Origin of the sequence: Methanovulcanius yangii, assembly GCF_018687785.1 — an archaeon.
GTDB lineage: Archaea > Halobacteriota > Methanomicrobia > Methanomicrobiales > Methanomicrobiaceae > Methanovulcanius > Methanovulcanius yangii.
The window spans coordinates 1,367,140-1,387,226 of record NZ_LTBL01000001.1; the positions used below are offsets into that span (position 1 = coordinate 1,367,140).

At 57.8% G+C, this 20,087-nt stretch carries 19 protein-coding genes and 1 tRNA gene; 11 read left to right on the forward strand and 9 right to left on the reverse strand.

Features of this window, described 5'->3' with window-relative positions; all coding sequences use genetic code 11:
* Positions 1 to 2 precede the first annotated feature (2 nt).
* From dph2 to ppsA, 4 genes are read right to left on the reverse strand one after another with little or no spacing between them, the layout of a single operon-like run.
* Positions 3 to 950: a diphthamide biosynthesis enzyme Dph2 gene (gene dph2, locus AZH53_RS07005; protein ID WP_319642798.1), complete on the reverse strand. Its 948-nt coding sequence runs from the start codon at positions 948 to 950 to the stop codon at positions 3 to 5.
* The gene (gene hpt, locus AZH53_RS07010) at positions 928 to 1,479 is read right to left on the reverse strand and encodes a hypoxanthine/guanine phosphoribosyltransferase (RefSeq protein ID WP_319642799.1); all 552 of its coding nucleotides are present in this window, start codon (positions 1,477 to 1,479) and stop codon (positions 928 to 930) included. The genes dph2 and hpt overlap by 23 nt, the downstream gene beginning before the upstream one ends.
* On the reverse strand, positions 1,472 to 2,569 hold the full coding sequence (gene mfnA, locus AZH53_RS07015) for a tyrosine decarboxylase MfnA (RefSeq protein WP_319642800.1): 1,098 nt from the start codon (positions 2,567 to 2,569) through the stop codon (positions 1,472 to 1,474). The genes hpt and mfnA overlap by 8 nt, the downstream gene beginning before the upstream one ends.
* Positions 2,569 to 4,833, reverse strand: coding sequence for a phosphoenolpyruvate synthase (gene ppsA / locus AZH53_RS07020; RefSeq protein WP_319642801.1), 2,265 nt, complete (start codon positions 4,831 to 4,833; stop codon positions 2,569 to 2,571). Before ppsA ends, mfnA begins: the two co-directional genes overlap by 1 nt.
* Positions 4,834 to 4,953: 120 nt before the next feature.
* On the opposite strand from ppsA, the gene serA reads away from it, so the two are divergent.
* From serA to AZH53_RS07060, 8 genes are all read left to right on the forward strand, one after another.
* The gene (serA, locus tag AZH53_RS07025) at positions 4,954 to 6,540 is read left to right on the forward strand and encodes a phosphoglycerate dehydrogenase (RefSeq protein ID WP_319642802.1); all 1,587 of its coding nucleotides are present in this window, start codon (positions 4,954 to 4,956) and stop codon (positions 6,538 to 6,540) included.
* A 206-nt stretch (positions 6,541 to 6,746) separates the two neighbouring features.
* Positions 6,747 to 6,820: transfer RNA gene (locus AZH53_RS07030), tRNA-Val, on the forward strand.
* A 136-nt stretch (positions 6,821 to 6,956) separates the two neighbouring features.
* Positions 6,957 to 8,045: a glycosyltransferase family protein gene (locus tag AZH53_RS07035; RefSeq protein WP_319642803.1), complete on the forward strand. Its 1,089-nt coding sequence runs from the start codon at positions 6,957 to 6,959 to the stop codon at positions 8,043 to 8,045.
* Positions 8,046 to 8,119: 74 nt separating this feature from the next.
* Complete coding sequence (locus AZH53_RS07040) at positions 8,120 to 8,803, forward strand: hypothetical protein (protein ID WP_319642804.1); 684 nt, start codon at positions 8,120 to 8,122, stop codon at positions 8,801 to 8,803.
* Between the two features lie 97 nt (positions 8,804 to 8,900).
* Positions 8,901 to 9,593, forward strand: a complete 693-nt coding sequence (locus tag AZH53_RS07045) for a TIGR00266 family protein (protein WP_319642805.1) — start codon at positions 8,901 to 8,903, stop codon at positions 9,591 to 9,593.
* 11 nt (positions 9,594 to 9,604) lie between these two features.
* The gene (locus AZH53_RS07050) at positions 9,605 to 10,654 is read left to right on the forward strand and encodes a DUF2117 domain-containing protein (RefSeq protein WP_319642806.1); all 1,050 of its coding nucleotides are present in this window, start codon (positions 9,605 to 9,607) and stop codon (positions 10,652 to 10,654) included.
* On the forward strand, positions 10,651 to 11,805 hold the full coding sequence (locus AZH53_RS07055) for a hypothetical protein (protein ID WP_319642807.1): 1,155 nt from the start codon (positions 10,651 to 10,653) through the stop codon (positions 11,803 to 11,805). Before AZH53_RS07050 ends, AZH53_RS07055 begins: the two co-directional genes overlap by 4 nt.
* Positions 11,806 to 11,846: 41 nt before the next feature.
* Positions 11,847 to 12,611, forward strand: coding sequence for a hypothetical protein (locus AZH53_RS07060; protein ID WP_319642808.1), 765 nt, complete (start codon positions 11,847 to 11,849; stop codon positions 12,609 to 12,611).
* Here AZH53_RS07060 and AZH53_RS07065 read toward each other — a convergent pair.
* The 3 genes from AZH53_RS07065 to AZH53_RS07075 form a co-directional block, all read right to left on the reverse strand.
* Positions 12,604 to 14,238 (reverse strand): ATP-dependent DNA ligase, encoded by a 1,635-nt coding sequence (locus AZH53_RS07065; protein ID WP_319642809.1) that lies wholly within the window; start codon positions 14,236 to 14,238, stop codon positions 12,604 to 12,606. The genes AZH53_RS07060 and AZH53_RS07065 overlap by 8 nt on opposite strands.
* Positions 14,239 to 14,242: 4 nt before the next feature.
* The gene (locus AZH53_RS07070) at positions 14,243 to 15,019 is read right to left on the reverse strand and encodes an MBL fold metallo-hydrolase (RefSeq protein WP_319642810.1); all 777 of its coding nucleotides are present in this window, start codon (positions 15,017 to 15,019) and stop codon (positions 14,243 to 14,245) included.
* Between the two features lie 136 nt (positions 15,020 to 15,155).
* Positions 15,156 to 15,965, reverse strand: a complete 810-nt coding sequence (locus tag AZH53_RS07075) for an amino acid kinase family protein (RefSeq protein WP_319642811.1) — start codon at positions 15,963 to 15,965, stop codon at positions 15,156 to 15,158.
* Between the two features lie 274 nt (positions 15,966 to 16,239).
* On the opposite strand from AZH53_RS07075, the gene AZH53_RS07080 reads away from it, so the two are divergent.
* From AZH53_RS07080 to AZH53_RS07090, 3 genes are all read left to right on the forward strand, one after another.
* Complete coding sequence (locus tag AZH53_RS07080; protein ID WP_319642812.1) at positions 16,240 to 16,455, forward strand: hypothetical protein; 216 nt, start codon at positions 16,240 to 16,242, stop codon at positions 16,453 to 16,455.
* Positions 16,456 to 16,519: 64 nt separating this feature from the next.
* Positions 16,520 to 16,882 (forward strand): hypothetical protein, encoded by a 363-nt coding sequence (locus AZH53_RS07085; protein WP_319642813.1) that lies wholly within the window; start codon positions 16,520 to 16,522, stop codon positions 16,880 to 16,882.
* 112 nt (positions 16,883 to 16,994) lie between these two features.
* A complete protein-coding gene (locus AZH53_RS07090) occupies positions 16,995 to 18,122 on the forward strand; it encodes a putative sulfate/molybdate transporter (protein ID WP_319642814.1) in 1,128 nt (375 codons plus the stop codon).
* Positions 18,123 to 18,149: 27 nt separating this feature from the next.
* On the opposite strand, the gene AZH53_RS07095 is transcribed toward AZH53_RS07090, so the two are convergent.
* A complete protein-coding gene (locus tag AZH53_RS07095) occupies positions 18,150 to 19,238 on the reverse strand; it encodes an ABC transporter ATP-binding protein (protein ID WP_319642815.1) in 1,089 nt (362 codons plus the stop codon).
* A complete protein-coding gene (locus AZH53_RS07100) occupies positions 19,225 to 20,070 on the reverse strand; it encodes an ABC transporter permease (protein WP_319642816.1) in 846 nt (281 codons plus the stop codon). Before AZH53_RS07100 ends, AZH53_RS07095 begins: the two co-directional genes overlap by 14 nt.
* Between the last annotated feature and the right edge of the window lie 17 nt (positions 20,071 to 20,087).

Here is a 20,087-nt window from a genome sequence, read left to right on the forward strand (position 1 = left end):
TCTCACCTGATCTCATCGATCTGGTAGTCGTCCCAGTCCCTGACCCCGCAGACAATCTCATACTCAGGCGGGGAGAGAACGGGGACGGGAAAGCGGACCTGGTCGTCATAGGCAAGCCGGGGACATGCGGTATTGACATAACACCCGAAGCCGAGATTCAGCAGCGCATCGGGGGAGACCTCACGAAGCGTGATGCAGAATGCTCCTTCCCGGAGACCAAGAAGGCGGCGGGCCTCCTCCCGGCGGGCCTGTCCGGTCTTCGTCGAGAGAATGATACCGGTGCTCGCCGCATCCCGCGCCTTTTCTATCTGGGCAAACCGGCGCCGGAGAAGAGCGTCGGCATCGACCTCCCCCGCCGTTCCGGTCACGGGGTCGAATGCCACGACCCTCGCACCCGTCGCAAGCCGGATGCCGATGGGATGGAAGACTCCCGTCCCGACGAAGAGAACCTCACGTGCCCCGGTTCGTTTTGCGGCCTCGAAGGAGCAGCCGAGCACCTGCCCCCTGAAGGGCGCCCGTGGTGCACCGTCCCGGATAACCGCGGTGATCCCGTGGGACTCGAGCACCCCTGCGATATCGTCGATGAGATGGGCGTGCTGGATGGTGGTGACAAGCCCCACCTCTGTTTCCCGAAGAAGAGGGATGACCGCCTCCACCACCGCCGGGTCAAAATCGTACCTGACGTATTCGTAGATGACACCGTCCCGGTCCTCCACCGGGGCGTGCCCGAAGTGGACGAGAACGTCTGCGAAGGCGAGGGTATCCTCGGCGAGATCGCAGGCGCCGTAACAGGGGTCTCCGCTGATGATCACGTCGTACCCTTCCGCTCTCAGGGCACGTGCAACGGGGAATGCCTGCCTCTTGAGTCCCTCGGGGAACTGGAGGGAGAGCCGCCGGGCACCGGTAGCCCGGATACGGGCAAGGAGATCAGAAGTAAGTATTGATGACATTGACGCCCGTTTCATCGACCTCGATCTCGACCAGTGCCTTGTACTCACGGCCGATATCAACGTTTCCGCGCTTGATGACGACGAGCACGTCCTGCACATGCGCCCCGCACTTCTCAAGCCCTTCGAGCATGGCGACCATCGTCCCTCCGGTCAAAAGCACATCGTCCACGACCGCCACCCGTTCGCCGGCGGCAACACCGTTCATGTAGAGCTCTCCCTTGGAATAGCCGGTCGTCTGGTGAAGGGCACACTCCCCGGGCAGACCGTAGTGCCGCTTTCGGACGATGGTGAGCGGGATGTCGGTCATCAACGAGAGGGTGACCCCGATGTGAATGCCCATCGCCTCGGCAACCACTATCTTGTCGACATTTTCGAGGTCGAGAACACGCGCCATGCCGACGGCCACTTCCCGCAGGAGGCCCGGTTCGACGACCGGCACCCCGTCGCTGATCGGGTGAATGAAATAGTTATATTCGCCGCGACGTACAATCGGACAGTTCTCCAGTGATGCAACAAGTTTGTCAAACATTCATTTCACCTATATCATGCAAAAAATTCTCAATCGCCTGTGTGGAGACATGCGGCATGCAGACGATGCGCATATGGCCGTCCCGTGTCCGGGAGACCTGCCATCCCTCCGGGGTATTCGGGCACTCGAAGGCGGCGACATTGACCTCGGGTTCGACGACGACAGGGTAGCCGTAGCCTTCCATGCCGTCAATCAGAAGGCGTGTCCTGTCCATGCACTCCCGGACGATCCGGGTAAAGCCATCCCGTCCAAGGAGCTGAAGGACGGCCCATGCCCCGACGACCGCACCGCCCGGGCGGGTCCCTGCAAGAGTGAACTCCTTTTTTACAGTCAGGTACGGGGTATCAACATTGAGGGCGCAGAGCATCGATTCTTCCCGCGTCAGGAGGCATCCGACGGGAATCGTCGACATCCCCATCTTGTGCGGGTCCACAGAGATGCTTGCGACACCATCCAGACGGAAATCAAAGACCGGTGCGTCTTCGAGAAACGGGAGGACCAACCCCCCGAAGGCGGCATCCACATGGAGGTGGACCTGTCGTTCGAGGGCAAGTTCGGCAAGGCGCTCGATCGGATCGACAACACCATATTCGGTCGTCCCGGCGATCCCTACAAGGGCAATCGTCTGGTCGTCAATGAAGCGTTCCGCCGCATCCACATCCATTCGGTACCTTCCGTCCGAGGGGACGGTGCGCATCTCAAGGCCGAGGAGATCACAGGCCTTCTCAAAGGAGAAATGAGCCGACTCCGGGACGACGACATTCGGCGATGCAACGGGTTTTGCCTTCCGGGCTATCCGCAATGCCTGGATATTGGACTCCGTCCCGCCGGACGTCGCATAGCCGCATACCCCGGAGAGGTGGAGCAGTGATCCGAGTTCTTCGGTCAGAAGGGTCTCTATCTCGGCAGTCCCCTGAAAAAGGCCCGGATCGCCCAGGTTCGACTCAATAAACATCTCCTGCACCTTCACTGCAAGCGGATGCGGAAGGGTGCACATTGAGGAGAGGACCTTGCGGTAGCAGCGGTCTTTTGCTTTCTGAGAAGAGAGAAAAGAGAGGATCTTTTCTTCAGGACAACCCGCCGTTCGCATTACTTTCTCGCCATCTCGAGGAGTATCCGCTGCTCGGTCCGTGCAGCGGTCTCACGGATTTTCGGCACCGCATCGATATTTGCGGAGACGCTGGTAATCCCGGTACGGATGAGCCATTCGACCATCTCGGGGTCGGACCCTGCCTGCCCGCAGATGGAGCACTCGACGCCGCCTTCGCGGCACCGGCCGATGGCATACTCGATGAGTTTGAGTACTGCCGGATGTTTAGGTTCGTACATGCCCGCAACATTCTGGTTGTTGCGGTCGATTGCAAGGGTGTACTGGATGAGATCGTTCGTGCCGAAGGAGGCGAAGTTGATGCCCGCCGCGATGAAGTCGTCGATGAGAAGAGCACTGGACGGAATCTCGATCATGACGCCGAGGGTGGTGTTTGCCACATCGACGCCCCATCCCGCGAGCATGGCACGGGCGGCGATGAACTCACGCGGGTGGCCGACGAGCGGGAACATGAGGCCCATGTTCGAGTAGCCTTCGGCCCAGAGACGCTTGAACGCCTCCACCTGAAGGCGGAACTGCTCGGTCTGCTGGAGGTCGCGCCGGATGCCGCGCCATCCGAGCATCGGGTTGTGCTCGTCGGGTTCGTTCTCTCCACCCTCCATGTTCCGGAACTCGTCGGTGGGTGCATCAAGCGTGCGGACCCAGACCGGTTTTCCGGGGAATGCATCGAGGACCGTTTTAATCCCACGGTAGAGTTCTTCTACGAATTCCTCTTCCTTGTTGTGTGCAATAAACCAGCCGGGGGTCCGGTTGAGACCAAGGATCAGGTGCTCGATTCTCAGGAGCCCGACACCATCCGCACCGGTCGCCGCAGCACGTGCAGCGGCCTCGGGAAGTGAGACATTGACCTTGATGGAGGTGCCGGTGATGATCGGTGCCGCGACAAACCCTCCAACAGGGGCGGGCGCCTCCTCCCGGGGGGCACTGACCCTCCCTTCGAAGACCAGTCCCTTTTCACCATCGACCGTTACGACCTGTCCCTCTTTGAGGGTCTGGGTCGCCGTGCGTGTACCGACAACGGCAGGCGTTCCGAGTTCACGGGAGACGATGGCCGCATGGCAGGTCATGCCTCCTTCATCGGTGATGATGGCGCAGACCTTGCGCATACCCGGGACCATGTCCGGGTTGGTCATCTTTGCAACCATGATGTCTCCTTCCTTCACCTTCGCAAGATCCCTGACCGAATCCACGATGACGACTTCGCCGGTGGCAATCCCCGGGGAGGCGCCCTGTCCTTCCAGAATTATTGATACATTTTCCTGCACGGTCGCAGCCTCCTTGGAATGCATTTGTGAGATGGTGGTAATCGGACGGGACTGGAGAATGTAGATGGTGCCCTCCACAATGCTCCACTCGACGTCCTGCGGGTTTCCATAGTGATCCTCGGCGATCTTCCCGTACCGGGCAAGATCGGCAATCTCGCTGTCGGAGAGGACCGGGATGTCACGGCGATCGGCGGGAACCGGCACTTCCTTGGTGCCATGGTCGCCATCCGGGAGGATCTCGATATTTTTGGTGGCAATGTACCGGTCAACGACCTTCTTTGAACGCTGATCAAAGACATAATTGTCTGGCGATACGGCACCCGAAACAACAGCCTCGCCCAAACCCCAGGACCCTTCGATAATCGTGGTCGGCTCCCCGGTCACGGGGTGCGAGGAGAACAGGACACCGGCCTTTTCTGACTTGACCAGCTGCTGCACGACGACGGCAATATCGACACTCCGATCGTCGAAGCCCTGCTTGGCGCGGTAGTAGATTGCCCGTGCACCATAGAGGGACGCCCAGCACATCTGGACCGCCTCAAGGAGGTTTGCATCCCCCTTGATATTGAGGTAGGTCTCCTGCTGGCCGGCAAAGCTTGCATCCGGGAGGTCTTCGGCCGTCGCACTGGACCGGACCGCAACGATGACGCCCTCACCCATGGAGCCGTAGGCGGAAATGATCTTCTCGCGCAGGTCCATCGGCATTGACGCCTTCATGACGATCTCCTTCACCCGTGTCGCGGTCGATTCAAGGAGGTCGGCATCCTCAACGTCAAGCCCCTGCAGAAGGGAAAAAACCGCTTCATCGATGTTGGTTTCCTCAAGGAAACGTCTGAAGGCCTGCGCGGTGACGACGAACGCACCGGGGACCGGCAGACCGACCGAGGTCATTTCTCCGAGGGAGGCACCTTTCCCCCCAACCGACGGAATGTCCTCTTTTTTTATCTCTGCAAGCCACAGAATATCTGGCATCTTGGTCATGCTCATTACCACCTGATGATTGTGTGTAATATTCTTCTGAGTACCTAATTAGGTTTGCCAACCGGGCCACCGTGGGAAACCATGAATAGACGATACGTGAAGTAAATATGGGGAACAATAGTGACTTTCAAAGTTCTTGTCAGTGATGCACTGGCAGATGAAGGAGTAGATATCCTCCGGGAATACTGTGACGTAGATGTAAAGACCGGTCTTCCCGAAGAGGAACTGGTCGGCATCATCGGCGAATATGACGGCCTTTTGGTCAGAAGCGGGACCCAGGTGACGCCTGCGGTCATAGAAGCGGCGGACAGACTCAAGTTCATCGGCCGTGCGGGTGCAGGGGTCGACAATATCAACCTCGAGGCGGCAACGAAGCGCGGCATCATCGTTGCAAACGCCCCCTCGGGAAACACCCTCGCAGCATGTGAACACACCCTTGCAATGATGATGTCCCTTGCCCGCAACATCCCGCAGGCGACGGCATCCGTCAAGGCGGGGGAATGGAAACGGTCGAAGTTCATGGGTGTCGAACTCAATGAGAAGACCCTCGGTATCGTCGGATTTGGCAGGATCGGGCAGGAACTCGCCCAGCGTGCGAATGCCCTCAGGATGCGCTGCATCGCCTACGACCCGTATATCAATGCCGACCGCGCAAAACAGCTCGGCGTAGAGGTCTGCACCCTGGCCGAACTGTTTCCGCAGGCGGATTTCATCACCGTCCACACGCCGCTCGTCAAGGAGACACGCCACATGATCAACAAGGACACCCTTGCAACCATGAAGGACGGCGTGCGGATCATCAACTGTGCCCGTGGCGGCATCATCGATGAAGATGCACTCTATGACGCAATCGTGGCCGGCAAGGTTGCAGGCGCCGCTCTCGATGTCTTCGAGGAGGAACCTCCCAAAGATGCGAAGATCGTCACTCTCGAGCAGGTCATCACCACGCCGCATCTCGGGGCAAGCACGGTCGAGGCCCAGCAGAATGTGGCGGTCTCGGTGGCAAAACAGTGCATCGAGGTTCTGGAAGGCGGCTCTGCAAAGTTCGTCGTCAATGTCCCCATGGTCCCCCCCGACCAGAAGGAGCGTATCGAACCCTATGCGAAACTTGCAGAGAAGATGGGCAAACTCCTGATGCAGCTGATCGAAGGCAGGATCTCAACCATCGAGATAGAATACGGCGGCAAGGCAGCCGAGTTCGGCCAGAGCACGAAATACATCACAAGGGTCGCCCTCAAGGGCCTGCTCGACCAGATCCTGCAGGGCGGCGTCAATATCGTCAATGCCGAGTTTGAGGCAACCTCCCGCGGCATCAAGGTCTCGGAATCCATTACGGAGGAGTCGAAGGGTTTCACGAATATCATGACCATCCGTGTCACGACGGACACCATGTCCGAGTCCGTTTCCGGCAACGTGTCCTCCGCCGACAAACTGCGCATCGTCGCCATCGGCGAGTACATGACCGATATGACACCCGGCGGCGATGTCGTCATCTCACGGCACCAGGATGTGCCGGGGGTCATCGGCCAGTTCGCGACCATCATCGGCCGACACGGCGTAAACATTGCCGGGATGCAGGTCGGCCGCAACCAGCCGGGACAGCAGGCCATCATGGTTCTCAATGTGGACGCCCCGGTACCTCAGGAAGCGATGGACGAGATCCTCACCATCGAGGGCGTCTTCACCGCAAAATACGCGAGCATCTAAAACGGTGCCCCATCCTTTTTTTTTAACTGCCGTCGACAGCAGCTGAATTCAATTATCCGGGCATCAGGGCTGACGTTATGAACCTCCCGTGAGGGCTCCATTTTCGCGCGATCACTACCGTTTGAACGCCTCTTCCAGTGACCGCTAAATGCAAAACCAACACTATTTATACCCCGAACACATATTCTATAGAGCACCAGTTTCTGGGGCTCGTGGTCTAGCAGGTTATGACGTCGCCCTGACATGGCGGAGGTCTTGAGTTCGAATCTCAACGAGCCCACTTTTCATATCTTTTCTCCTCCAGCCTCCCGGCTGCAATTTTCAATTCACCTTATGTCGTCCATCCGGTAATTCCCTCCCGAAATCACCATAACGGACAAAACCCAACACTGGATACGAACGAGGGGAAACCAGCGATGAACGTTCTTTTTGTTGTCTGCGGTGAAGGGCTCGGCCATACATCACGGTGCCTGCATACGGCACGCTATCTCGAAGCGCACGGATTCACCTGCCATTTTGCCGCATATGACACCTCTTTCCGTTTTCTTCAGCGGCAGGGATGGCAACGCCTTCACCGGACGCCGCGGGAGGTGACGCTCGCCGGCAATAACGGATTTTTTACCCTCACCGGCACCCTCAACGACTCGAAGGGTGTACCGGTCAACATGTACCGATCATACCGGATGGTGCAGGACCTCATCGACGCCGAGCATATCGACCTTGTCGTTGCCGATACCATGTATGCCGCCGTTGTTGCCGCCCGCCGGAAGGGGGTTCCAACGGTCTTTATCACAAACCAGAATACGTTCTGCACCCTTTCCGGAGAGAGCGCGGCAGCATGGAAGGCACTCGGACGAATGGTCAGTTCCTTCTTCTCCCTCCCCGATGCGATCGTGGTTCCCGACTTCGCACCGCCAGACACGATATCCGGCTACAACCTGACCATTCCCGACACCATGAACGGAAAGGTGCGGTTTGTGGGGCCGATGCTCGCCATCGACCGCGCAGCCTACCCGGTCAGCAGCGACACCGTCTTTGCGAGCTTCGGGGGCGAACCGTTCAAGGTCCCCCTCTATCACCGGCTCGCAGACATCGCCCGGCGGCGGGAGGATCTCTCCTTCAGCGTCTTCTCCAATGCCGACGGACTCCCGCCCGCATCGAAAAACTTCACACCCTACGGCTTCGTCCCCGACCTCTACCCCCACCTTGCACGGGCGAAGGTCGCCATCCTCCACGGCGGTCTGACCAGCCTGCATGAGTCGCTCTTCTTCGGAAAACCCGTAGTCGTCGTTATCGACCCCCATCATCCGGAACAGGGGAACAATGCACGAAAGATCCAGGATATGGGCGCAGGGGTGATTGTGAGGGGCGATACGGCGACCGAAGATAACCTGGAAGCGGCCATCGATGCCGCAGCGGCCCTGCGGCCTCCGGGGGTGGCCCACCTCTTCGGGCACCAGGATGGGAGGACCGGAACCCTGCGTGTCATCGAGGAGATCCTGTAAATACCTGCAGAAACCATTTTTCTTCAGAAATGTCCCCACCGGCGAAACGCCGGAAAACGGGAGAGTTGCATACAATGGACAATGGCTGGAAGCTACTTATCGGCATCATCCTGGTGACCGGGTGTATTATCGGCGCAATCATACTGGTGGCGGGGATGTTTTATCCCGCCGGGTTTGAGGCGACGGGCATCGTAATCGAAAGCACCTATACCTATGATCTGACGATCACAAACGATCATGACCTCGACGGGCTCGAATTGATGGTGCCCCTGCCGTCGAGAAATGGCGATACACCGCTGGGCAATGCCATCGTCTCATCCGGGGAGGCGTTATACCCGGAGGGATGGGACGTCATCCTGGTCGGCGATAGCGGGGCGGCATTTCTGAAGGTTCGTGCGGATCACCTTCCGGCCGTCGCCGCCCCGTACCACCTGACAGCGACGGTTACGGCATCATCCCTCATCGACACACAGAACCCCCTCAATGACCCCTGGCAGATTTCGCCTGCTTCCGCGGTACAACAGGACAATATGGGCATTACATATTCTTCCACCGTCTACGCACGATTTGACGCCCCCGACGATGCCGTCACCTCGATTGTCACAACCTCCGCCGGAGAGAATTCATGGCGGTATCCTCTCGCAGGCGGCAATTCATTCACCAACCGGCTGGGAATCTCCCTCATCGGCCCGGCATCCGGGTGGCATACGGCAGACGGCCTGATTACGGCAGGTCTCGGAAAGTACACCCTTCTCTAAAGAGAGAAGAAAGAGAGAGCAGAGGCGCTCCCGGGAGGAGCGTTGATCCATTCATTTTTCATACAAAGTGCGCAATAGTTCAGACAGGTGAAACGAAATGGAATACACGATCATCGGTGAAAATCTCCAGATGGTGACCTGCACCCTTACCGCCGGCGAACACATCAATGCGGAGGCCGGTGCGATGGTGAACATGAGCGGGAACATGACCATGTCGACCGCTGCAAAGGGCGGCGTCTTCAAGGGCCTCAAGCGCATGGTCACCGGGGAGAGTTTCTTCATGACCGATTTCACTCCCGAAGGCGACGAAGGCTTCGTCTCATTTGCCGGAAACGTGCCGGGAAAGATCTTCACCGCACAGATAGGTGAGGGAGAATTCCTTGCGCAAAAGGATGCCTTCCTCTGTGCCGAGGAAGGCGTCGACCTCGATATAGCCTTTACCAAAAAACTACGTTCGGGCGTCTTCGGCGGTGAAGGGTTCATCCTCCAGCGTTATAGCGGGAAGGGCACCGCCTTTCTCCACTGCTGCGGCGATCTGATCACCATGACCCTTGCACCGGGCGAAACGGTCCGGGTCGAGACCGGTCTCGTCGTAGGCTTCGACGCCTCCGTCGACTACTCCATCGAATTTGCCGGGGGGGTAAAGACCGTCCTCTTCGGAGGGGAGGGGCTCTTTTTGACCACCCTCACCGGACCAGGAACAATCGTCCTCCAGTCGATGGACATTGCAAAACTGGCGGCATCCCTCATCCCCTATCTTCCCGTGCAGACCTCGGGAAACAACCGGTGACCTGACAGGATATGGATACCGCAGAGATCATGAACGGCACGATGGTCATCCACGGACCGGAGGCCTTCGACAGCGGCGACGTCGCAAGGGCAGTGGAGCGTCTGCATCCGTCACGAATCATCGTCTCCGGCATCATGGGGCGAACCGCCGCCGAGGAATCCGGCATCCCCTGTGAATTCATCACCGTTCCACCGTCCCTGGTCCTTCGCCATCTTCCAAACACAGAGCGCCCGTACCTCCTCAACCACGCGAAATCCTCCGAATCAGCCCGGGTATTCGGAAGTATCGTTGCCGGACGCACAGGGAGGGGACTCATCCAGGTGGAAGGCACCGACGGCACGGTAATTGCATGGGACGGGGCCGATCGGACCTATGCAGGCGAACTCGCAGCACGCATGGAATATGGGGCGGAGGCCGCTTCATCCTCCCCCCCTGACGCTGCCGGCCCCACCCGGACCATCCGGGGATGCATCCCCGGCGAACCGGTCTTTGTCAACGGGATCATCATAGGGACGGCGACCGCACCCTCCGCGGTGATTGGTGTCAGGGCAGGTGAGATCATTGCCATCGACGGCATCACCCTCAAGCCCCACGGGGTGGAGAAACTGATGCGTCAGGGCCTTCCCGACCTTGCAGCGGCATGGTGCAAATCAGGAGGAGTCCGTAACGCCGGGCCTGTGGCAACGGGTCGCTGCAGTAACCGCGGGATAATCACCGTCATCGACCATGCGGGATGCGATCTCTATGAGCATATCGGTGAGGAGACCTGCGGCGTTCTCGCCATCGGCGATGATACGACCGCAGTCTGCGGACACATCTGCGCCCACCGCGGCATACCCGTCTTCGGCGTGACGGACGGGGACGCCGACGGAATCATCAGCCCGTCCTACTGCACCGGGTCGGTGGTCGTCCATGTCATCTCCGGGCGGGATGATGACCTCGGCAGGGAGATTGCCGCGGGCATCCCGGATGGGCATCACATATGGGATGAATGGGTGCAGGACGTCATCGACCGGTTTGAAGGACAGGTCCGGGTGGTCCGCGATCTCAGGTGCGCATGAAACGACTCTGCCCCGAATGCAAGGGACGCGGCATGTGCGGACTTCCCCGCTGCCCAATCACCTCCCGATTCTACGAATCCGTCCGGGTAAGGCAGTCGGATTCATACATGGGGGCATCGCCCTCGGTCTTCGTCGGCACCAGGGGGTACCCGCGCATGCAGGCGGGCCCTCTCCTCGTCGATGACCCGGATGCCCCGCCGTTATGGGTCCGTGAGGGGTATTCGATTGATGACATCGTGGGCATCCGGGCCCGGACCATTCGTGGTGCGGGGGAGACGGGGAGACACCTCGACAGGGTGCAGGAGATCGCCCTTTCGGCAACACCCCTTGATGTGGAGGTGGCCTTCACCCGGCCGGTGTCATTCAACCTGACCTTTGACGGGACACTGACACCGGTCGGCCTCCATGGCGAGATGACGCGGATGGATGTCCTGGAAAATGCCCGGACACCGCGACCGGTCGAACGGGCGGTCGCCGACACTGACCTGAAGGCAACCGATGCCGTGCGCACTCTCTATGCCGAGGGAGTCGATGTCTACCATATCACGCAGCTTCTCACTTCCGGTCTCCTCGGCGTCCGCCGAAAGGCAGTTCCGACGAGATGGGGCATCACTGCGGTGGACGACATGCTGGGCAACGGACTGAAGCAGACGACGGGCAAAAACCCTCCTCTCGAAGAGTACCGTGTCTTTTCCGGGACCATCTACGGCAATCAGATCGTCTGCATTCTTGCCCCCGGCGCCTGGAATTATGAAATGATCGAGATATGGGGAGAAGGGAGCCTCTGGGGAAGTGATGGCGACACAATCGTCGTGGACGGAGAACGGCGAAAGAAACAGGGGTATTCCCCCATTGCCGGTGCATATTATTCCGCCAGGCTCGCTGTCCTCGATTATCTTGACGGGATTGGCAGAACAGCCCGGGCCATTGTCATCAGGAACGTCTCCTCCGCATACTGGGCCCCCCTCGGCACGTGGGTCATTCGCGAGGCGGCACGCCTCTCGATGCAGTCGGACCCCCTCGTCTGTCCGTCCCTCCGCGAGGCGGCCGCCGCGGCATCGGCATGCCTTGGATCAACAAAATGGGAAGGATATTCAACCCTCATGCGCGAAATCGAGTCCCAAAGAACCCTCTTTGACTTCAACAAATGAAGGGCATATATATATCCCACCGATATAACATCTTAATTGATATGAAACGGAATCACCCAGCATTCCTGAGTGCACTGCTCTTCATTGCGATGATCCCGGGAGTTCAGGCACTGGATTCGTCCCACGTCTACAGTACCCTGAGTCAGAACCAGTACCTGACAATCGCGGTTGCCGGTCTCGTTCTCTTCGCAATATTCATTGCGGTTCTTTATATGATAGGCTCCCGCCATGCGGTCAGGACAAAGATGAATCCCACCGTCCGGCCGATCTTCGGCATTCTTGCAGTCATGTATCTCCTGACCGGGACGCTCCTGCTCTTCATCGCAGGTATTGTTCTCATTGAGCCGTTTTCAGACACCGCGGCATTTGATGAAGTCGTCCTCAACTTCCAGTATTACTTCCCAAACATCGTCTTCGGTATCATCGCCACTGCTGCAGTCGGGCTCATTCTCTATCTCGCGGGCATCTATACCATCTTCATGATCAAGGACACCCCGGAGGTTAAGGATCTGCGAACCAAGGACTACCATATTCAGGAGACCGGGGACATCGATGAGAAGACAGCGATAAAGCAGCCATATTCGAATCTCAGCTATCGGGTGCTGTCCTGGGAGACGGGCGAACCGCTGGTGGACGGGAAGGTCAATCTCGAGACCACCGGAGGTGTCCTTGTCATGGTCAAATATACGGATTTTCAGGGAGACGTTAATTTCGGGAAACTCAAAGGCACCAACGATGACTATTACCCGTATGTGGACGGGGATAAGGACCGGCAGGATTACCGGGTCATTGCCACCATCACATAGACGACTGCCGGGTAAACCGTTCCTGTATCAGGGCGAGGGATTCCACCTCGTCGACCCCTTTGTCATCCCGCATCCTGATAAACCGGGGGAATCGAAGCGCAAATCCCCCCTCATAATTCGGGCTTTTCTGTATCTCAGCATACCCCACTTCAAAGACCAGTTCCGGTTCAAAATAGACGGTCTTTCCTTCCGATGACACGACCTTGTCCTTCAGAAGTTCATAGACCTCGGCCAGCATTTCATCGGAAAAGCCCGTTGCGACCTTTGAGACGGGGATCAGTGTACCCTCATGGTTGCAGGCAAGGAGGAAGGAGCCGAAGAGTCTGGCCCGCCGCCCTTCACCCCACTCCGCGCCAATGACCGCAAGATCGATGGTATCGACGGCGGGTTTGATCTTTATCCAGTCTTTTCCACGGACACCCGGAGTATACTCCGACGTGGGCACCTTGATCATGATCCCCTCATGCCCTTCGTCGAGTGCCCCACGATAAAATGCCTCGATCTCCGCTTCGTCCCCACTGACAAGCTGAGGGGCGACGAAATCGCTCACCGCCTCTTCCAGACGTTTTCTCCGCTCCCCGAACGGGAGACCAATCAGGGTCTCCCCGTCGATCCATATCAGGTCAAAGACGTTCGGTACGAGAGAGATCTCCTCGATATGCGAAGCAACGTCATGTTTTCTCCGGAAGCGGCGCAGGACATACTGGAACGGCAACGGCCGCCCGTCCTTCACGGCGATGACCTCGCCATCGAGAATCAGGTCGTGAGGAGTCGCCGCGGAAAGCATTTCAACCACATCCGGTATCGCACCCGTCACCTCCTCGAGTTTGCGGGAATACATCCTGCATTCCCCGCCCTTCTTATGGAACTGGAACCGCGTCCCGTCGTATTTGTATTCCGCGGCAAGGTAATCCGTCTCCTCCAGCATGGCGGCGATTGTCCCCTGTTTGGCAAGCATCATCTTCACCGGCCGGAAGAGCTCGACCCGGACCTCCGCAAGGGCCTCGTCTCCCTGCCGGGCAAGGACCCCCACTTCCCCGAGATCATTTGCTGCCTGGTAGGCGTGCTCGACCCGTTCCGATGAAACGCCAAAGGCGGCGGCCACTGCGTCCCTCATCGTGCCTTCGCCGATACCGATGCGGAGTTCCCCGAGCATCAGGCGGGCCAGGTAACGCCCCTCAAGTGGCGTTGCATTGGCAAAAAGGCGCCGCACCACCCTCAGTTTCTCCTTCTGCGAACGCGATCCCTCGATGCGGGCCAGCGTAGTGAAATCCTGATATACCTCTCCAAGGGTGAGCGGGGTCGTAAAAAACGACGTCTGCTCCTTTCGTGCGAGAAGGTGCTCCACCGCCCGGCCGGGATCGCCCCCTTTGTTTACCTCCCTGATAACCGCGGCACGGTCCTTTCCCGTCACATAGCCGACCGCATCATAGACATGGTTCGGTCCGATGCCGATCTTCTCCTGGCTCCAGTCGGGAAAGATGCGCCCCATCAGGAAACGAATCAGGACGGAAAGATCGTGTTCATCCGCTGCCTCGAGGGCCTCCCTGACGATAGCAGTCATATCAATACGCCCGGGGACATCTTCCAGGCGGTTGCATATTGTGGCAAATTCTGAAAAATCCATGCTCTTATACCTCGAACGAATCGGAGATCGTATGCTGCCGGGCCACTCCGACGTCCAGGTTCCCGGCATAGAGGCCCACACCTTCATGAGCCGTGGCAAGGGCCTTTTCCGGGGTATTGTTCTCCTCGCTCAGGTGGGCAAGCACCACATGGCTAAGGCCGTCACAGAGTTCCCGCAGCACCGCCGCAGCAGCGGGGTTGGAGAGATGACCCCGCTCCCTATCGGCAATTCTCCGTTTCAGAAATGCGGGATACCGGCCTTCTGCAAGCATTAACGGGCAGTGATTGCTCTCGAGGATCACCGCATCGCACCGCTTCAGATACGAGAGCATGCCGGAGGTGACCATGCCGGTATCAGTGCAGACTCCCACGGTCACATCACCTTCACGGATGCAAAAGCCCGAGGGTTCTGCCGCATCATGGGATGTGCGAAATGCGGTCACGAAGAAGTCTCCGCACGCCACCTCCGCACCCGGGAGGACGGCATGCATCGACAATGCACCGGGTTTTTTCAAAGTCCCCCCGAGACCCCCGAGCGTCCCCTCCGTCCCGTAGACGGGCACGCCGCTTCCCCGGCAGAATACATCCGCCCCGCGGATATGATCCGAATGTTCATGCGTCAGAAAGAGGCCTTCCACATCCCCTGCATCGGCACCGGCCTCCGCCATGCGGCGCCGGATCTCCCGGTTGGAGATGCCGGCATCGACGAGGATGGTGCCGGACCCCCCCTCGACGCAGATACAGTTCCCCTTGCTTCCGCTCGCGAGGACCGTGATCTTCATTGGTCAGTATGTTGTCGCCCGGACGGTATTATATGTCCCCATCCGGTCGTCCTTCGGGGTTGATTTATTCCATGGCGGTGGTTTTCATCTCACTGCCGTCTGCCATCAGGTCACCATTCCGGCGGTTGCGAACCGGCTACTTCGCCCGGATAACGGTCCCCACCCTTTCGCCGGCAAGCGCCTTTGTGAGGGTGCCGGGGACATGCCCGTTGATGATGTTGATCTTTTGGAGACTTTTCGAGTGGGGGAGGAGTTCCACCACCTTGCGTTCGAGGACCATGTCATCCATATTCAGATCAAGGAGTTCGGTTGCAGTGATATCCGTTATCAGATTCGCATCCGGGTTGATGAATGGGTTTTCCGTATAAAGACCGTCGACATTTTTGACCATGATACAGCTCCTTGCGCCTAAAACCTCGGCAGCAAGATACGCCCCGGTATCGGTGCGGTGCTGAGGGATCATGCTGCCTTTGGAGGGTTCTTCATACAACCCGTAGGGCGGCGTGCCCGCCATCACCGGGATCATTCCCATCTTTATGAGCATCGGGATATTCATCAGATCATCCGCCTCGATGCGCACTCCCCCATATTCTGAGAGAAGGGTTGCAACCATGATGGAATTCTGCTTGGATATTTCTGCCGAGAGATCGGCCAAAATGCCCGTCGGCATCCCAAGGTCTACGCCGACGTCCATCACATGCCTGACCCTGACACCGCCCCCGACAACTACGAGTATCTGATGGGTCTTCGCAAGCTCCGCCACCTCCTCAAGAAGCGGCAGGACCACCTCTGAACCGAAGTCGATGGTGCCATGCCCGCCGATCTTCACTACATTAAGATCAGGAGCAATCTTCACCTGGATCTCATATTCCGAACCATACTTCAAAGATTTCCTGACAAGGGTCTCCCCCTGAAATCTGTTGGCAAGCTCCCATCGTTTCGTCATCGTATCACTACCTAAAAGGTTATATCAAAAAAGATATAATTAGTGGCCTAACCAGTTGTTATATCAACTGATTACCCCATGCCAAACCCACGGCACTCAGAAGGTCACCCGTCACAGAAGATGATGGACCGTTCAGACGGGCAAATATCCGGGTTTTGAGCCAAATCAGGTACTTTTTGTCGGCATCTTTGTCCCATCCAGTGACGGGAAACCTATAAATCTACACAGTGCCATGTGGGTTCATTGCCAAAACGGCAGCAAAGAGGTGAATGCGATGAAAATTTATGCACGTGCACGACAAAAAGTCGGCGAGGGTGTCAAACAGCCCAAGTACAGGGTTGTTGCGGTGACTGGGGACAAGGACGACAAGTTCAAGGTGGAAGCGGTTCACTTCCGCAAGATCGAACTTGAGCAGATTGCCAAGGACACCGGCGGCGAGATCGTCTGGCTCGAACCGATGTCCGAAGAAGAAAAAGGGAAGATGAAGTAAATCATTTATCCCTAACATCAACCCCTCTATTTTATGGTTTTATACTCCCACGTAATATCATCCAATGGCGACTCTTGATGTCCCCCGCATTTTGTACGCGGCAGCAACGATCCTCATCCAGGAGGACCGGAGGCTTTCCGTCGAATTCGGAGATGGTGAGATCAGGATAAAGTTCCCTACCACCCGCCGCCTCGCACAATATCTCAATGTTCCCCATTACTATGTCCTTCCGTATTTTTCCACGATGGAGGATGAACACCTGATCCGGCGTGAGGAACGGGTGGGCATCTCGACGACCACGGCAGGTACATCATTGTTCTTTTCGATGCTCGACGAAGGACTGAAGGCCTCCGCTGAGGAGCTCCTCGGCAACGAAACCTTTGATGCACTCTGTAGCCGGGTTGCAGCCTGTTCGGGGAACGTATGAACAGCGCCCATAGGCGTGACATAAACGAACGATCGCCATCCAACCGCACAAAACCATAATCCGGACCTGATACACGGATGGAGGATAATCCTGCCATCCAGCGGAGAAAGAAATGCAGCACGACACTGAAGCACCACCCCTCCGGTTCGATTTCGGGGAACTTGCAGGATCAGTGGGGGATTTCGGCACCATCTTTCCGATCGTCCTCGGTGTCGCACTGGTGACCGATCTCAATCTCAGTACAATGCTTTTCTTCTTCGGGCTCTGGTTCATCATCGCCGGATTCTACTATCGTCTTCCCATTCCGATTGAACCGATGAAGGCCATCGGGGCGATTGTGATTGCAGGGTCCCTCACCTCCGCCGAGGTGGCGGCATCCGGGCTCATCATCGGCATATTCTTCCTCGCGGCGGGTCTCCTGAAGGGGATGGGCTGGCTGCGGAGGTACATCCCGCAAAGCGTGATTCGCGGCGTCCAGGGGGGACTGGCACTCATTCTCCTCCGAACGGCAGTGGGGTACGGCACGGATGATATCCTCCCCTTTGTTCTTGCCGTGGCGATTATCATCGGATTCTTCCTGCTCGCGCGAAAGACCCGTATCCCCGATATCTCGGCACTCCTCGTCATCGCCCTCGGATTTGCGGGCGGCATATATCTCTCGGGGATACCGGAATTTGCTGCCCCGGCCCTTCCCGTATTCTCCCTCCCGCCGCTCTCCCTGTATCCATCGGTCACCTGGGATCTGGTTCTCCCCCAGATCCCCCTCACTATCACGAATGCCATCCTTGCCACTTCCCTTCTGACGATGGACCTGTATAAGCGGGATGTTGAACCGGACAAGTTGTCAGTGACCATCGGCCTGATGAACCTCGTCTCAGTACCGTTCGGCGGCATGCCGATGTGCCACGGAGCAGGAGGACTTGCCGCCCAGTATCGGTTCGGCGCCCGTACGGGAGGTGCAAACGTGTATGCAGGGGTTCTCCTCTTCGCCCTCGCCCTGCTCTTTGCGTCCTCGGATATGCTTGCCCTCTTCCCCACGGGGATATTCGGAGCACTGCTCGTCTTTGTGGCAATCGAACTCGGCCGCCACAGCCTGAAGACCGAGTCCTGGCTGGTCTCGGGCATCATGGTCATTCTGGCGTTTTTCGCAGGTATGGCAGTCGCATTCGTCGTCGGTCTCATTCTCGCATATATTCTGCAATGGCACACGAAACGAACGACCGAAGATACCGCAAAATAAAAAAAATCGGGAAGTCCTGATCCTGCGTCAGGATTGACTTCCGTCTGCATTCAGAAGGGGCGCCGCCACCACCGCATCCGCCGGGCACCACAGGGAAATCTGCATTCCTTCCTTCAGGTCGTGCCGGATCACCTTGCTCCGGTGAACATCGGCAATGACAGGGAAAAATGGGGTTTCAAGCGTCATTCGCACCATTGCACCGTCGGAGAGCATGGAGATGATCCTCCCGCTGATGATATTCTCTTCCCGACCGGGGGGAGGAACAGGTGAGATGCGCACCTCATGGGCCCGGATGCATGCGGCCACCGCATCACCCTCATGAAATCCACGATCCGGAGCCCGCAGGAGACATTCTCCGCTTCGTATTGTCACGTACCCTTCTGCGACGCTCTCCACCGAGCCGTCGAAGATATTCTCCATTCCGACAAACCTGGCGACCTCACGTATGGGAGGGGCGGAGAAGATCTCCTCCCTTGTCCCTTCGGCTACCAGGTGCCCGTCGATGATGACCGCGACCCGCGTTGCGAGACGGAGGGCCTCTTCCCTCGAATGGCTTACATGCACGACGGTAAGGCCATACTCCTCACGGATGCGGGCGAGTTCGATAATGAAGAAGTCACGGGTGAGGGGGTCCAGCGCTGCGAGAGGCTCATCGAGGAGGAGGACATCCGGTTCCACCACAAGCGCCCTGGCAAGCGCCACCCGCTGCTGCTCGCCCCCGCTCATTGTCCGGGGGAGGCGATGGGCAAGGGCGGTGATGCCGAACCGTTCCATAATCTCACAGACGCGTTCCTTCGACTTTTCCGGGGGCACCTGCTGCATCTTCAGGCCGAATGAAATATTCTCCTCCACCGTCATGTGAGGGAAGAGGGAATAGTCCTGGTACATCAGCGAGATCCTTCGCTCCTCGGGAGGAGTGTTTCTGACATCATTGTGCCGAAGAAGAATCCGCCCATCATCGGGTTTGTGCAGTCCCGCAATCGCCTCCAGAAGAACGGTCTTACCCGCTCCCGACGGACCGATGATGAAGAAATATTCGCCTCTGTGGATATGCAGAGAGACATCCTGCAGGGAGAATTCGCCCAGCTTGAGTGACACACCATCAAATTCTATCATCGTATTTCCCCATGAACCGCGTCAGGAACCTGAGCACGGCAAAGACCGCAAGACAGACGATGAGAAACACGAATGCGACGCTCCGCGACTCCTTGATGCCGTGGGTAGTGAAGGTATAGTAGATCACCGTCGAGATCACCATCGGATAATATGCAATCATGATGATCGCCGCAAACTCGCCGATGGCACGCCCCCATGCCAGAATGGCACCCGAATAGATATGCCGAACCGATAGCGGCAGTACAACCCTGGCAAACGCCTGAAAACGGCTTGCGCCAAGCGTACGCGCTACATTTTCGATATGGAGCGGCACATTCTCAAAGCCCTCACGAACGCTGTTGATCAGATATGGCGATGAGACAAAGACCATCGCAACGACAATGCCCGGATAGGCGTCCTCAAAAAATATCCCTGCAGAAGCAAGGGGTGCACCAATAATCCCCCGCTCCATGAAGAGGAGGTAGACCATGATACCTGCGATCGTGTGCGGGAGCATCAGCGGGAGATCCACAAGACTCTCCACGATCCCCTTGCCGCGGAAATTCATCCGTGCGAGGATGTAGGCGAGGGGGATGCCGAAGACGAGCAGGATGAGGACCGCATTGAGGCCGGCCCCCATGGTCAGGAGAATCGAATCCACCACCCGTTCCTGGGCCGCGACCTGCAGAAGATGCGAAATGTCACCGAATTCAGGGACGGCAAGGGAGAGAATAGCCAGCAGTGTGATGACGACGATCAGCGAACCGGTCAGGGCGAAGGAGATCAGGCATGCATCGGGCAGGCGATGTGATGAACGGAATGACGGCCACCACGACTGATCTCCCTTCATCATCTGCACCGTTTAAAAAT

Coding starts and splice junctions, on each gene's coding strand:
- dph2 (WP_319642798.1), bottom strand. CDS start 950: ATGTCATCAATACTTACTTCTGATCTCCTTGCCCGTATCCGGGCTACC.
- hpt (WP_319642799.1), bottom strand. CDS start 1,479: ATGTTTGACAAACTTGTTGCATCACTGGAGAACTGTCCGATTGTACGT.
- mfnA (WP_319642800.1), bottom strand. CDS start 2,569: ATGCGAACGGCGGGTTGTCCTGAAGAAAAGATCCTCTCTTTTCTCTCT.
- ppsA (WP_319642801.1), bottom strand. CDS start 4,833: ATGACCAAGATGCCAGATATTCTGTGGCTTGCAGAGATAAAAAAAGAG.
- AZH53_RS07035 (WP_319642803.1), top strand. CDS start 6,957: ATGAACGTTCTTTTTGTTGTCTGCGGTGAAGGGCTCGGCCATACATCA.
- AZH53_RS07040 (WP_319642804.1), top strand. CDS start 8,120: ATGGACAATGGCTGGAAGCTACTTATCGGCATCATCCTGGTGACCGGG.
- AZH53_RS07045 (WP_319642805.1), top strand. CDS start 8,901: ATGGAATACACGATCATCGGTGAAAATCTCCAGATGGTGACCTGCACC.
- AZH53_RS07050 (WP_319642806.1), top strand. CDS start 9,605: ATGGATACCGCAGAGATCATGAACGGCACGATGGTCATCCACGGACCG.
- AZH53_RS07055 (WP_319642807.1), top strand. CDS start 10,651: ATGAAACGACTCTGCCCCGAATGCAAGGGACGCGGCATGTGCGGACTT.
- AZH53_RS07060 (WP_319642808.1), top strand. CDS start 11,847: ATGAAACGGAATCACCCAGCATTCCTGAGTGCACTGCTCTTCATTGCG.
- AZH53_RS07065 (WP_319642809.1), bottom strand. CDS start 14,238: ATGGATTTTTCAGAATTTGCCACAATATGCAACCGCCTGGAAGATGTC.
- AZH53_RS07070 (WP_319642810.1), bottom strand. CDS start 15,019: ATGAAGATCACGGTCCTCGCGAGCGGAAGCAAGGGGAACTGTATCTGC.
- AZH53_RS07075 (WP_319642811.1), bottom strand. CDS start 15,965: ATGACGAAACGATGGGAGCTTGCCAACAGATTTCAGGGGGAGACCCTT.
- AZH53_RS07080 (WP_319642812.1), top strand. CDS start 16,240: ATGAAAATTTATGCACGTGCACGACAAAAAGTCGGCGAGGGTGTCAAA.
- AZH53_RS07085 (WP_319642813.1), top strand. CDS start 16,520: ATGGCGACTCTTGATGTCCCCCGCATTTTGTACGCGGCAGCAACGATC.
- AZH53_RS07090 (WP_319642814.1), top strand. CDS start 16,995: ATGCAGCACGACACTGAAGCACCACCCCTCCGGTTCGATTTCGGGGAA.
- AZH53_RS07095 (WP_319642815.1), bottom strand. CDS start 19,238: ATGATAGAATTTGATGGTGTGTCACTCAAGCTGGGCGAATTCTCCCTG.
- AZH53_RS07100 (WP_319642816.1), bottom strand. CDS start 20,070: ATGATGAAGGGAGATCAGTCGTGGTGGCCGTCATTCCGTTCATCACAT.